The 12475-nt window shown below is 52.6% G+C and carries 14 protein-coding genes and 1 pseudogene; 7 read left to right on the plus strand and 8 right to left on the minus strand.

Going from position 1 to position 12475, the window contains the following annotated elements; genetic code table 11:
- From AYI96_RS12105 to AYI96_RS12125, 5 genes and pseudogenes are all read right to left on the minus strand, one after another.
- A pseudogene (locus AYI96_RS12105) lies at window positions 1-500 on the minus strand (transposase); the annotation flags it as partial.
- Between the two features lie 841 nt (window positions 501-1341).
- Entirely contained in the window at window positions 1342-1503 is a 162-nt protein-coding gene (locus tag AYI96_RS12110; RefSeq protein ID WP_037437387.1) for a hypothetical protein, read from the minus strand.
- A gap of 150 nt (window positions 1504-1653) precedes the next feature.
- Window positions 1654-2970, minus strand: coding sequence for an RsmB/NOP family class I SAM-dependent RNA methyltransferase (locus tag AYI96_RS12115; RefSeq protein ID WP_233962720.1), 1317 nt, complete (start codon window positions 2968-2970; stop codon window positions 1654-1656).
- Between the two features lie 117 nt (window positions 2971-3087).
- Window positions 3088-3759 carry a glutathione S-transferase family protein gene (locus AYI96_RS12120; protein WP_144361680.1) on the minus strand — a complete coding sequence of 224 codons (672 nt, stop codon included), beginning with the start codon at window positions 3757-3759 and terminating at the stop codon, window positions 3088-3090.
- Between the two features lie 28 nt (window positions 3760-3787).
- A complete protein-coding gene (locus AYI96_RS12125) occupies window positions 3788-4408 on the minus strand; it encodes a glutathione S-transferase family protein (protein ID WP_144361681.1) in 621 nt (206 codons plus the stop codon).
- A 184-nt stretch (window positions 4409-4592) separates the two neighbouring features.
- Here AYI96_RS12125 and AYI96_RS12130 point away from each other — a divergent pair, with 184 nt between their 5' ends.
- Complete coding sequence (locus AYI96_RS12130; RefSeq protein ID WP_071476619.1) at window positions 4593-5165, plus strand: TetR/AcrR family transcriptional regulator; 573 nt, start codon at window positions 4593-4595, stop codon at window positions 5163-5165.
- Between the two features lie 61 nt (window positions 5166-5226).
- On the opposite strand, the gene AYI96_RS12135 is transcribed toward AYI96_RS12130, so the two are convergent.
- Window positions 5227-5901 (minus strand): DUF2461 domain-containing protein, encoded by a 675-nt coding sequence (locus AYI96_RS12135; RefSeq protein ID WP_039034740.1) that lies wholly within the window; start codon window positions 5899-5901, stop codon window positions 5227-5229.
- Window positions 5902-6081: 180 nt separating this feature from the next.
- Here AYI96_RS12135 and AYI96_RS12140 point away from each other — a divergent pair, with 180 nt between their 5' ends.
- From AYI96_RS12140 to AYI96_RS12165, 6 genes are all read left to right on the plus strand, one after another.
- Complete coding sequence (locus AYI96_RS12140; protein ID WP_233962721.1) at window positions 6082-8325, plus strand: TonB-dependent receptor domain-containing protein; 2244 nt, start codon at window positions 6082-6084, stop codon at window positions 8323-8325.
- 99 nt (window positions 8326-8424) lie between these two features.
- Window positions 8425-8997 carry a PhnA domain-containing protein gene (locus AYI96_RS12145; protein WP_071476616.1) on the plus strand — a complete coding sequence of 191 codons (573 nt, stop codon included), beginning with the start codon at window positions 8425-8427 and terminating at the stop codon, window positions 8995-8997.
- A gap of 144 nt (window positions 8998-9141) precedes the next feature.
- Window positions 9142-9696 (plus strand): MarR family winged helix-turn-helix transcriptional regulator, encoded by a 555-nt coding sequence (locus AYI96_RS12150; protein WP_071476615.1) that lies wholly within the window; start codon window positions 9142-9144, stop codon window positions 9694-9696.
- A gap of 387 nt (window positions 9697-10083) precedes the next feature.
- Window positions 10084-10746, plus strand: a complete 663-nt coding sequence (locus AYI96_RS12155) for a hypothetical protein (protein ID WP_071476614.1) — start codon at window positions 10084-10086, stop codon at window positions 10744-10746.
- A gap of 12 nt (window positions 10747-10758) precedes the next feature.
- Window positions 10759-11349, plus strand: coding sequence for a Crp/Fnr family transcriptional regulator (locus tag AYI96_RS12160; RefSeq protein WP_101096118.1), 591 nt, complete (start codon window positions 10759-10761; stop codon window positions 11347-11349).
- Between the two features lie 60 nt (window positions 11350-11409).
- Entirely contained in the window at window positions 11410-11928 is a 519-nt protein-coding gene (locus AYI96_RS12165) for a YgjV family protein (RefSeq protein WP_143078410.1), read from the plus strand.
- Here the strand turns inward: AYI96_RS12165 and AYI96_RS12170 are convergent.
- Together AYI96_RS12170 and AYI96_RS12175 are read right to left on the minus strand one after the other, a co-directional pair.
- Window positions 11925-12176, minus strand: coding sequence for a hypothetical protein (locus tag AYI96_RS12170; protein WP_028778989.1), 252 nt, complete (start codon window positions 12174-12176; stop codon window positions 11925-11927). The genes AYI96_RS12165 and AYI96_RS12170 overlap by 4 nt on opposite strands.
- Complete coding sequence (locus AYI96_RS12175; protein ID WP_025011415.1) at window positions 12173-12409, minus strand: hypothetical protein; 237 nt, start codon at window positions 12407-12409, stop codon at window positions 12173-12175. The genes AYI96_RS12170 and AYI96_RS12175 overlap by 4 nt, the downstream gene beginning before the upstream one ends.
- Between the last annotated feature and the right edge of the window lie 66 nt (window positions 12410-12475).

Below are 12475 nucleotides of genomic sequence, written 5' to 3' on the forward strand. Positions count from 1 at the left end.
TTAAATCTTCCTTCCCAGAATCGGCCGGTACAGTTATCTTCCTGATTGGCTTGACGCGCTATCGGTTCGTTGAGACAACGCATGAACCAACTGATGTCACATAACCTGCTGCGAAAAATCGCGATAGTATGCTTCAGCCTAGGAACTTCATACGCTTCAATCAGCTCACCCTGGGTGAATTTGCGGGTTAACTCATCACCTTTAAACAGCTTATGCCATTGCTCAAGCACTTCTCTGTCTGTCCATCGGTTTGCTGTCTCTATATCAATATGCAACACCAGATGCAGATGATTACTCATGATGGCGAATGCCGCCACATCAATAGCAAAAACAGCTTCCAGTTCAAACAATAACGATTCCACCCAACCACGGCGGTGGTCATAATTCTTACCCGAGTAGGCATCATCACCACACAGAAAGGCTCGCCGCACCACGCGGCTGCAACAGTGGTAGTAAGGCGTATCTTCAAGGCTGATTTGAGTTCGGCGAGGGCGCGGCATAATAACCTCCTTGTTAAATGCTTAAACAAAGCATAGTCGGAAGCTAACTACCACGCCATTAATGCTGGGTGTCCATTTTTTACACTGCCTCGCCATCCCTGGCTCGGAAGGTCACAGTTCCGCTTGTGCCTGGAAAATAGGTGTATGTCTGCAAACTCTTCAGATATTTCAAGCTACTCAGCGCTAACAGAATTGCACCAATGCCCCCTTCGGAGCCGCCGCTGGCGTTGTTGCAAATTGGCGTAGCCGAGACAGGGATGTCGAGGCTCGAAGGTCGAGCAAGGATGCGAGTCCTGAGTGTAGCCAATTTGTTTCATAAGCCAGCGGGGATTTCGGCTACGTCGGGGTGTCCTTGGGGATGCAAGGGGCTTTGGACAAGCAAAACCCCTTGGCCGGTGTGGTGTGGAACACCACGACTTTAGGCCGCTGGCACAGCGGCTATCATAGCTTCCAGCTAAAAGTTCCTAAATTAGTACTGGCCGAGCTTCCGGCCACGGTGTAGCCAATCACCTGCGGTGCGCCTTTCGCACAGGCGATCCTGTGACATGGCGTGAATACGTCCATGTAGCCTCGACGAAAACGTCCCTGTTTTCGACGGTCACAGTTCCGCCTGTGCCTGGAAATGAGGTGTATGTTTGTAGAAATATAAGCAATTTTAAGCAACGTTATTTTTGCAGAATTGCACCAATACCCCCTTCGGAGCCGCCGCTGGCGTTGTTGCAAATTGGCGTAGCCTAGACAGGTGAGTTGACGCAGTGCACAAATGGGGCTTATTCGCAGCTTATTCGCCCTTTCCTAAGCCCCTTTGTTGTTGATTGGTTTTCTTGAGATTAAGCCAAGATTATTTCCATTTATCTCTGAGAAACTCAGGCTCCATATATTCGTCCGGATAACGTCTCTTGCTGTCCCGGCGGCGCTGTTTGACCCGTTTGTTCTTTTGCTTACCTCTGACATGATCTCCCCATGGAGCATCGTTGTCATCGAAATCATAGTGGTTTGACATGATCCATTTCCAATAACACAGTGCATATAGGTTGCACCGCTCCTTTTTACCTAAAGCGCCGGTCAAGCTAAAGTGAGAAATTTAGCGTCTCAAGGTAAAAATTATTGCATGTCTGTCCCCGATTCCCTTCGGGCATTAACCTGACTCTTGCTAGCCTTGTTTACGAAAACGAACAACAAACATCCCATCGGCATTGGCTTCAAAGGGCCAAATCGTCAAATACTGCGTCTGTTCACCGCTGAATGGGTGGCTGAGCGTTTCCAGAGTAAACTCGGGCCGCTTGGCCAGGAAGGCATCGACCACCTGGCGGTTTTCGCTGTCCGCCAGTGAGCAGGTGGCGTAAACCAAAGTACCTCCTGGCTTGACTGCATCGCAGGCGCGGCTGAGTATGTCGAGCTGCAGCGCGGGTTTATCGCTGATGGCCTGGCTGTCATCCAGCCAGCGCATGTCCGGATTTCGGCGCCAGGTGCCGGTGCAGCTGCAGGGGGCATCGACCAGCACGCCGTCGAAGGTTTCTCTGGCAACCGGCAGGGCATCGCTGCGCCAAGGCGCAACCTTGATGTTGAAACCGGCGCGTTTGGCGCGTTTTTCCAGTTCATTGAGCGCAGCCGGGCGGATATCCGAGGCGGTAATAGTGCCAAAAACGCCTTTGGCGGTACTATCTTGCTGCATCAGCGAACTGAGTTGCAGGCTCTTGCCACCAGCGCCGGAGCAGGCGTCCCACCAGTTTTCGCCGGCTCTTGGGGCGCAAACCTGACCTATGACCTGGGAGGCCAGATCCTGCACTTCAATAAACCCTTCTTTATAGAGTCTGATTTCATTGAGGTTGATACTCTTGCTGCCAAGGCTGATGGCGTCATTGAAGACGGGAGCGGCGCTAGCATCGACTCCGGCGCTTCTGAGTTCGGCCAGGGCCTTGGACAGCGGCATATTTTGCACCCTGGCCCAGATAGGCGGGCGACTGCAAAGCGCGTCTATCAGCAGCTCTTCCCCGGCCGCTGGCAGCGGCGCCACGGCCTGCCAGAACCAGTCCGGCGCCAGGTCTCTTGCCAAGACATGTTGGCCAGAGACCTTGAATACCAATGCGGCGGCGGCTTTGGGGGCCAGAGCCTGCTCAGGCAGGGCGAATGACTTGCCCACTTGTTGCTGCCAGGCACTGATAATGTCCGTCCAAGGGTGAGCTTCTATCGCCGCCGCCAATGCCAGGCGCTGGAACCACAGGGTTTGCTCATCGGTAGCTTCAAGTTGTTGTAACCAACCCCACCAACGAAATAGGGCAAACAGGGTTTCCCGAATGACCTTTCTGTCTTTGGAGCCGTGTTTCTTGTTGCTGCGGAAATAGTTCGCCAGCACCCGATCGGCACTCTGGCGACTGTCGAGGATTTCAGTAAACAGAGTGTTGATGGTGTTGGCATAACTGGCGGCACGTTTTTGGGCCGGAGTCAATGAAGGGCTTGGCGCGGTCAAAGGTCTCTCTGCATCAAGTGTGGATAGCAATGGCGCCAATATTAACAGAAGTGCCGCGGCCTGTCCCCGGCACCTTGTTTTGCTAATGTTTGCTAATGGTTACCACACGACTCAGACTTAGCGGGTAACCATTTGCGCTATCTGTTTGGCCCTGTCTTCATCGCTTAACTGGTCCCTGGACTCTGGGGTGACTATGCCTTTTTGACAGGCCGGGCGCAGAGCCAGCGTATCGAGCCAACGTTGCAGATGAGGCAGGCCTTGAATATCTATGCCGCTCCAGTCGTAAATCCGTACCCAGGGCCAGGTAGCCATATCGGCTATGCTGTACTCATCACCGGCCAAATAGGCATGTTTGGCCAACTGATTATCCATCACCTCAAACAGGCGCCGGCCCTCTTTTTGATAACGCTCTATCGCGGCCGGGATCTTCTCCGGAAAATAGCGGTAGAACACATTGGCTTGTCCCATCATAGGGCCTACGCCGCCCATCTGGAACATCAGCCATTGGATGACCTGGGAGCGCTTCTTGGCATCAGCAGGTAAGAATTTCCCTGTTTTTTCAGCTAAGTAAAGCAAGATGGCTCCGGATTCAAACACCACGAAATCATCGTTATCCCTGTCTATGATGGCCGGGATCCGGCCGTTGGGATTGATGGCTAAAAACTCGGGTTGTTTCTGTTCATTGGCACTGAGATCCAGATGGTGTACCCGGTAAGGCAAGCCCATCTCTTCCAGGGCAATACTGATTTTAAAGCCGTTGGGGGTGGCGGCGGTATAGAGTTCAATCATGTGTGTCTCCTAGATTTTATCCTTGCTTTTATCCTTGTTTTGGCTGGCTCATTGCCGGGCGTTGTCCGGTTTGCTCATACCAGCTCTGCAGCACAGGGAAAGGCTGCAGTGAAATCTGCAGATTTTTGATGAATCCCAATAAGATATAGGCGGTGATATCGGCAATGGAGTAGTTGTCACCGGCCAGATAAGGGGATTCACTCAGGCGCTGCTCCAGCAGAGGCAGGAAAGATTCCAGGCGCTTGCGGGATTCTTCGCCCCAGGCTTGAATGCAGGTTTCCCGGTCGCTGTAGATGCCGCTGATATTGCGAAATGCCTGAAAGGCAGGTAACAACCCCTGCAGTTCAACGATGCGCTGCCACATCTCCACCTTTGCTCGCTCCAGCGGCGTGTTGCCAAAGAGCTTGAGCTCGGTAGGGAACAGCTCGTCGAGATAACGGCAGATGGCCACAGACTCGCACAGATAACTGCCATCATCCAGCTCCAGCAGCGGAATGCGGCCATTGAGACTCTTGGCCTTGAATTCGGCCGAGAGATTTTCTCCGCCGCGAAGATCGACGTTTATCCGCTCGATATCTATGCCTTTCTCCGCCATGAAAATACTGACTCTGCGGGCACTTGGGGTAGGTCCGAGTTCATACAGCTTCATCTATCTTTCTCCATCTGTCTTGGGTCGTTTAGTTACTTTTCCTGGTTTGGTTTCAGGAAAATGTATTCAAATCTTTTTCGGAACGATCGTTTAGGTTAGACTTTAGGGATATCAGAACGATCAGTCAAGAATTAATTTGGCTAAATATACAGCACGTCATTCGCTGAAAACGTTTGGGAGCAGTATGGCAAGAAGTTGCAATTTTGACCGGCAAGATAAGCTGAAATTGGCAATGGAGCTCTTTTGGCAAAAGGGCTATGCCGCCACCTCAGTGGCGGATCTGGTCGAGCATCTGGGGATCAACAGATTCAGTCTCTATAACACTTATGGCGACAAGCTGAATCTGTACCGGGAGGCGCTGCGTCTGTATCTGCAGCAAAACTCTTTGCCAGCGCTCGACAGCCTGCGCGCTGAAGGCGCAGGGTTACAGCAGGTAATTGATTACCTTGAACAGTTTGTGGCCCTGCAGCGAGAGCAAAAATACGGCTGTTTCCTGCAAAATGCGCTGCTGGAGATGAGCCTGGAGGATGCTGTCGTACAGCAAGAGAGTCGGCACTTGTTTGACTCCATCAAGGAGGCGTTTGCCAAGGCGTTGACCCACGCCAGAGAGCGCGGCGAGCTTAACAGTGACAATACCGAGGCGCTCGCGGCCTGGTTACTGTTGCAACTGCAGGGGATTCGGGTGCTCGGCAAGGCCGGTTTGCATCAGGAGTTGCAGCAGGCGTTGAGTGTGATGCGCGCTCAGCTTGGACGTTGAGCCAGATTCTACCTGGGCAGTTTAAGCTCGGGTACGGCAATCAATAATCCAGGAACAGACATCAATAATCCAAGTCCAGGGCAAAGCACAGATAGCGCATCAACGCCTGGGTGTGTTGGAACTCACTGGCACAGAAGTCGACAAAATCGCTGCGACAAACCTGCTCTTTTGTCAGCATCTTAAGCGCCACAAAGTCTTTGCGTTTCAACTCGTTTATCAATGGGTGGCTTTTATCGAACCCCTTGGGTGGCCGCACCAGGCTGTCACCGTCCATCGTAAACCCATGACGCTGTAATTCCTCCAACGCCTTGCTGTAGGCGCGTGGGTTGTCGTCGATACATTGTCTGATGGCGCCGAGCACCTTGGATTCGGGGCGCCAGATCCCGGCAGCGATAAAGCAGCCATCGTTGGCCAGATGCAGATACAACCCGGGAGCGTGGACATCCTTACCCTGAAAATGGCGAAACTGGATCCCGACATTGAGCTTGTAGGGCGACTTGTCGTGACCAAAGCGAGTGTCCCGCTGTGGCCGCATCAAACTGCCTCCGACCTTCTTGGCGATCGCTGTCAATCTGGGAGACAAGGCCTGAATAGGCTGCTGCATCTGTTCAATAAACGCCAGTGCCGGCCCCCTGAGCAGGGTTTCATACTCATCCTGATGTTGCTTGAACCAGGCCCTGTCGTTGTTGTTTTCCAGCCGGGTCAGAAAGGCAAAACCTTGTTCGCTGAAGCTCATTTTTGTTCTCCATTTTCTTCACGGCGATATCTCAGGTGAAAGCCTGTTGTGAGTCAATTGGTTTTACATTTTTGAAACAAATATAACCAAATAGGATCCTGTGTAAATATCGGTGAGAATAATTCTCATTTGTCAGCTTGATTCTTATAATGCCGCCTTATTTTTAAGGGGAGATGATAGATGACAAGCGAACAATCCCGGCGAATGGCGCCGAGCGGCAAGCTGCCATTACTGCTGTGTGCCTTGGCGCCCTGGCCCTTGCTGGCCGCCACTTCTCAGCCGTCCAAGAGTGGTACCAGCGTGCTGGGTGAACCTAAGGTGGAAGCGATAGAGATCATAGAGGTGCGTGGCCAGCCTTTTCGTCGGGAACTGACGCTGACCCGTCCGGGCGAAGCCTTGGTGACATTGGAGGACATAGAGGAGCAACAGGCGGGAAACTTTGCCGAAGTGCTGGACACTGTGCCCGGCATCACTCTTGATGGCGGCCCCCGCAGCGGCGGTGAAAAAATCAATGTTTGGGGCTTTGGTGAGACAGAAGATCTCAATGTCTATGTCGACAACGCCCCGGTCGGGTTTGAACAGTATCGCTACGGCTCTTTCTTTATCGACCCGGATATGGTCAAGCGAATTGAGGTGATCAAGGGCGCCCACGATCCCCGCTCCGGCAATGGTGGTTTCGGTGGCTCCATGTATGTGGTGACCAAGAGTGCCGATGATTTTCTGGATTACGGCAAAAGCTTGGGCGCCAGAGTCAAGGCCAGCTATGCCGATAACAACGGCTTGGAGACTTACACTGGTACGCTTTATGGCCGCTTGAACTCAGGGCTGTCGGCACTTGTTAACTACAGCTATAAAGATGCCGGCGATCTTAAGCTGGGCAACGGCCAGGTGTTTCGTTTCTCAGGTTATCGGCAAAACAACCTACTGGCCAAGCTGGATTATGAGCTGGGGGCGCACAAGTTGTCTTTGAGCTATACCTCCTACGATGATGAAGGCCGTAAACCCTGGGCCAACCGCCGCGGCGAAATGCCCACTGTATCTGAGTTCAATATCAAAAAGTACGGCTCTTTTGAGGCGGCAAAATACGCCAATACCGCCCTCAACAGTTACAAAGACAGCACAGTTTCACTCAACTATCGTTATACACCGGCCAGTCCGCTGTGGGATCTGCAATTGGCGCTGTCCAGCAGCAGTAACGACAGGCACTGGGTAAGGCCCCAGATAGCCTTCGATAAGATGTTTGTTTCTGTAGGTAACTTTGGCCACGAGTCCTGGCTCGAATACGACAGGGACTTTATCGATATCAACAACACCAGCCAGTTGGGTGACCACTTGCTGACTGTGGGGCTGCAGTATCGCTCGCTCGATCGCCGCTCATTGGTATTCAACAAGAGTTATCAGAACAAGGCGGAGAAAAACTTCGGCCTGTACACGCCTTACTACCAGCCTGGAGGTCGCCAGGATACCTACGCCTTTTATATCAGCGACAGCATTGCCCTGACGGATAACTTCATCCTAAAACCATCGCTGCGGTTCGATAGTATTTACAGCATAGGCCATGGCAATCTGGCGCCGGATTACAACGACCCCAGTGTCGGCCATGACTTTTCCTCTACCCGCCACAGCGGTTGGTCGCCAAGGCTTGGGCTGGAATACCGTCTCAGTGATGTCAGCTTGCTGACCCTGGATTATGCCTACAGCCTGCAGGCGCCTGTGGTGGATGAGATTTACGCGGTGCAATATGCCAAGGCCAGTAGTGCTCAGGCGACCAGTCGCGGGATAGATGTCGAGCGGCTGCACGCCTATAAGCTTGGGCTGAGCAGCGCCTTTGATGGGGTCTTCGCCGGTGATGACAGGCTCTCGACCCAACTGACTCTGTATTGGAATCAGGGAAAACAGAATATCGCCCAGCGCAAAGGGCTCTGGGTCGACAAGAGTCAGCCATTTGAGAGCGGTTATGTGAATCTCGACGGCTACCATATCTACGGTGGCGATTTCGAGGCTCAATACCGTTGGCACGATTGGTTTGCCGACTATACGGCTTCCTATACCCGAGGCAAGCACAGCGGCAGCCTGCGTGACAGCAGTGGCAGGGATGAAAACCTGGCAGACATTCCTCCGCTCAATATGCGTCTGCACCTGGGGTACTACCTGACTCCTGAGCTGTCGCTCTCCTGGCGTGGCAGTTGGTATGATGCGCAGCAGAAGGTGCCGGAAGAGGGCCTGTTTGTCAGCGATAGACCCAGCCAGGCCTATTTTCTGCAAGACTTGTATCTTGCCTTCCAGCCGGAAGATATGTTGCAGGGGCTTGAGCTGAGGCTGGCGCTGCGTAACCTGACCAACCAGTATTACAGCCCGCATTTGGCTGACGGCATTGCGGCTCAGGGACGGGATATTCGCCTTAGTATGGCGTATCATTTCTGATAAAACCCCAGTTATTTTGTGCTTTTGTGAACTGCAAAACTGATCAAGCTCTGATTTTGCGGCATAATGTGCGTTTTGCCTGACCGAAGAATATTAGTGATGACTTCAGAAACTGAATTGCAAAGCCGCTGTGGCGGGAAATGTGAACTCTGTGGAGCCGAAGGCGCTCTGTCTGTCTATGATCTGCCTCACTCGGGTGATCGCACCGATAGTGACATTATGATCTGCGCTACCTGTGAAGGCCAGATTACCGCTCCGGACACCATGGATGTTAACCACTGGCGTTGCCTGAACGACAGTATGTGGAGTCAGGTTCCTGCCGTGCAGGTCATGGCTTATCGCATGCTCAAGCGCCTCAATGGCGAGAGTTGGGCTCAGGATCTGCTGGATATGCTTTATCTGGAAGACGATCTCAAAGCTTGGGGCGATGCCGAGTCTTTGTCGGCCGAGAGCGATGATTCGGCGCCGACACTGGACAGCAATGGCACTCAGTTGGCCGCTGGTGATAGCGTGGTGATCATTAAAGATCTCAACGTGAAAGGCACCAGCTTTGTGGCCAAGCGCGGTACCGCCGTGCGTAACATAGCTCTGACCAATAACCCTGAGCATATCGAAGGCCGGGTCAATGGCACCCGCATAGTTATCCTGAGCTGTTATGTGAAGAAATCATAAGGGGAGTTATTCGCCTCTTTACTGATTGATTCAGTTAAAAACGCCGCAGAAATCGATTTCTGCGGCGTTTTTGCTTTTCAGGCTTGGGAATAGCCGCTTGCTGGCATAATATTCCTTATAAAGAATCTTGCTATAGAGATAGTTATGTCGCAGGAAGAGCTAAAAACACAAACCCACAAGCCACAAGCCCACAAGCCGCAAGCCGCAGATATCAAGGATGGCGTAGATACCATAGTCAGCCAGTGGTTGGTCGCCGGGGTGACTGACGACCTGCAGCCGATGGAAGTCTTTGGCCGCCTGGCCAGGATCTACAAATATATAGATGCTGAAATCCTCCGTTGCCATAGCGAATTTGGCTTGCGTCAGGGAGAGTTTGATGTGTTGGCAACCTTACGCCGCAGCGGTGAGCCATACACTCTGACCCCGGGGCAATTGCACCAGAGCATGATGCTGACCTCAGGCGCCATGACCAGCCGTTTGGATAAGCTGGAGCAGAAAGGATTCATTTGTCGCAGCCACAGCACCGAAGATCGCCGGGCGGTGAATGTACGATTAACCGCCGAAGGCAAGGCCAAGGTTGAGGCCGCACTGCCTGCTCATATGGCGACTCAGCAGCAGTTACTCAAGGGTGTATCTGCCAAAGACAGGCAGAAACTGGCTGCGCTGCTCAAGGGCTGGCTGGCAGAGCTTGAGTCTTGAGCCATCTATCTTGAGCAAAGGTAACCTTCCGTCATTGGCGGAGCCGCGAGGCTCCATCAGTGCGCTTGTTTTGTTAATTAATGCACTGCGTGGGCCCTCAATAGCTGCATCTCCAGTTGCCGAACTTGAGTTCTCAACGACCAAGCTGTCTGCTACTGTATTTGATAAATTAATGATACTGAATCTGGTTGGCTGAAACTCATTGGCACGTACCTTTGATGGTTACCGCTTCAGTCATAGGTTGGCGTTTCAACGGATATTAAATGTTGCGCTCTTGACTGAACCCGGGCTGACAGGAATTCAGATCCCGGCTGCGGCCATTGGGCTTTGAGGTTAAGGTAGCTCAATGTGCCGATATGGTTGTTTTTGGTGTTAACAGGATGAATTATGAAGCTGTTTATTCGTGTGGCTGTAGTGTTGGGGCTGGTGTTTCTGGCGGTGATTGCGCTTGGGATCTACAGGTTCAACTTCACCCAAGATGACCTCTATGTCAGGGAAAACGATATGGTGCGTCCATTGGCTGAATTTGATGGTGGCGCTCAAGGTGTGATGCAGAGGTTGTTCAGCCTGGATACCCGAGAACAGTTCAGGATCCGTTTGCCGGACAGCAATAAGTTAGTCACTCTCACCGGCTTTAAAGAAGAGCAGCATCTGGCGTTTGGCGAATATCAGGATGAAGTGGTTCGTGGGGAGGTGTTGCTCGATTACCGTAAGTTGACTCCATTAAACTTGCCCGGCAATGCCGAATCGATGCAGTTTGTTGTTCCGTTCGCGGTGACAACCCAGGGCTCAGGTGTGTTCTGGTACCTGGGCATGTTCAGATTCGACTATCAAACCGGCGCCATTGCGCATCTGGCCAGCCAGTTTCTCGGCGACCGAATTGAGATAGAAGCCATTACCCCCAAAGAGCCGTTCGACCCGCCTTACAGCGTGACTTTGGCGCTGAAGACCCGCACCCAGGAGCAATCCATGGCCGAAGCGCCGGGCGAGTATGTGGAACGCACTTTCTTTGTGACCCTTAACTCGATTCTGCCGTCTTCTTCCCAATAGGCGCCCGACTGAATGAGCCATGAATCTATGTCTCATCAGGCCGCTTTCCGGGCGCTGACAGACTTTTTCCTTGAATTGGGGCTTGAACCCAGTGCTTTGGCGCCACTCTTGGATAAGGCTCAGCTGAAAAGTTGTCAGGCAGGTGAGGTGCTGCTGGCACAAGGTGGCAAACAGCAGTCGGGCTTTTTATTGCTCAATGGTCTGCTGCGGGCCAGCCACTATCTGAGTGATGGTCAGCAGCGCTGCAAAGAGTTCTATTTCCCTGGCGAATTTTGTCTGCTTTACAGCAGTTTTCTCAGTGCTGAGCCTGCCCGTTATCAGCTTGAGGCACTGGAAAACAGCACTCTGGTGGTCGTGCCCCTGAGCCTGTTTGAGCTTAGCGGGTTTCAGCGCGCCGAGCTTTCATTGCTGCGTGCCCAGCTGCGTTACAAGGAGCAGAAAGAAGCTTTTCTATTGCTCAAGTCGCCAGAGCAGCGCTACCTGTGGTTAAAAAATCATTGGCCACACTGGATAAGCGCCCTGAGCCAGGTGCAGTTGGCCAACTATATCGGCATCACCCCAGAGAGCCTCAGCCGTATTCGCCGGCGTCTTAACCTAAGTTAATGCCATCGCCTCAATGGCACAGCACAATAGCGGCCGGTTTCAATCTTCCGGGATATAGTGTTGTCCATTTTTGTTATTTCACAGCTGTTGGTCACTCTGGCGCTGTTTAGCGATCTTTTGTCATTCCAATTCAGGCACAGACGCGCCGTGCTCGCTTGTCTGGTGGTGTCGGGCCTGCTGATCGCGGCGCATTTTATCTTGCTTAACCACTGGAGCCCGGCCATTTTAATGTTGGTTGCCAGTGTCAGATTCTTTGTCAGTATCTTCACCGTTGACAGACGTCTGATGTGGCTGTTTATGGCCGCTTCGGTCACGGCCGTGGCCGTGAGTTTCAATCAATGGCTCGATCTTTTGAGTCTGGCCGGCAGTTTGTTGCAGACCAGGGCGGCCTTTTGCCGTGATGACAAAGGATTAAGGGAGCTGATGTTCGTCGGCAGCGGTTGCTGGCTGCTGAATAACATCCTGTTGGGTTCGCCGATGGCGGTATTGATGGAGTCTGTGTTTATCGGCAGCAATCTGTTGGGGTACTACCGTTTCTATCTGCGCCGCAAAGGCTCGGCGCCCGCACAAGGGGGCTAATTCATGCGCGCCTTGCCACCGATAATCTTGAATGCAGGCACGCCGCGGATCAGTGCCTGACGGGCGAAGACCTGGCCGCAGCCGGGGCAGGTACAGGGCGTTTGCGTATGATCTGTGAGGATCCGTTCGACAAAACATTTAACCAAGGCGCCTTTGCCGCCCTTTCGATATTTGAACAGTTTTGCTTTGCAGCCGCAGCAGATGATTTCCACCGTCTGTTGCGGTCCTTTTTTATTGGGCTTACTCACTTGCCCGGCAGTTCGGTTTCCAGCTCAATATCTGTGCAGCCCTTGGGGCAGCGGATGCTGGCAAGCTCTGAGGTGGATTTTGCCGGTGGCAAGGTGGCACTCAAGGCTTGTTGGCATTTAGGGCAGGGCACTTTTTTACCGGCCAGCAGTTGTTTGATCAGATTCTTCTGCGCCTTGAAGGACTGGGCGCTGCTTTGGTTGATATTGGAAAAGTCGGCGGATTGAGCTGTCATAGGCAGTATCTGAATTCGTCTGTTACGGGTAAATAAGTCTGCAGCGATTATAGCCTCGCTGGCGTG

Origin of the sequence: Shewanella sp. MSW, assembly GCF_007636515.1 — a bacterium.
Classification (GTDB): domain Bacteria; phylum Pseudomonadota; class Gammaproteobacteria; order Enterobacterales; family Shewanellaceae; genus Shewanella; species Shewanella indica.

Coding starts and splice junctions, on each gene's coding strand:
- AYI96_RS12140 (WP_233962721.1), top strand. CDS start 6,082: ATGACAAGCGAACAATCCCGGCGAATGGCGCCGAGCGGCAAGCTGCCA.
- AYI96_RS12175 (WP_025011415.1), bottom strand. CDS start 12,409: ATGACAGCTCAATCCGCCGACTTTTCCAATATCAACCAAAGCAGCGCC.
- AYI96_RS12150 (WP_071476615.1), top strand. CDS start 9,142: ATGTCGCAGGAAGAGCTAAAAACACAAACCCACAAGCCACAAGCCCAC.
- AYI96_RS12145 (WP_071476616.1), top strand. CDS start 8,425: ATGACTTCAGAAACTGAATTGCAAAGCCGCTGTGGCGGGAAATGTGAA.
- AYI96_RS12160 (WP_101096118.1), top strand. CDS start 10,759: ATGAGCCATGAATCTATGTCTCATCAGGCCGCTTTCCGGGCGCTGACA.
- AYI96_RS12120 (WP_144361680.1), bottom strand. CDS start 3,759: ATGATTGAACTCTATACCGCCGCCACCCCCAACGGCTTTAAAATCAGT.
- AYI96_RS12110 (WP_037437387.1), bottom strand. CDS start 1,503: ATGTCAAACCACTATGATTTCGATGACAACGATGCTCCATGGGGAGAT.
- AYI96_RS12125 (WP_144361681.1), bottom strand. CDS start 4,408: ATGAAGCTGTATGAACTCGGACCTACCCCAAGTGCCCGCAGAGTCAGT.
- AYI96_RS12155 (WP_071476614.1), top strand. CDS start 10,084: ATGAAGCTGTTTATTCGTGTGGCTGTAGTGTTGGGGCTGGTGTTTCTG.
- AYI96_RS12135 (WP_039034740.1), bottom strand. CDS start 5,901: ATGAGCTTCAGCGAACAAGGTTTTGCCTTTCTGACCCGGCTGGAAAAC.
- AYI96_RS12130 (WP_071476619.1), top strand. CDS start 4,593: ATGGCAAGAAGTTGCAATTTTGACCGGCAAGATAAGCTGAAATTGGCA.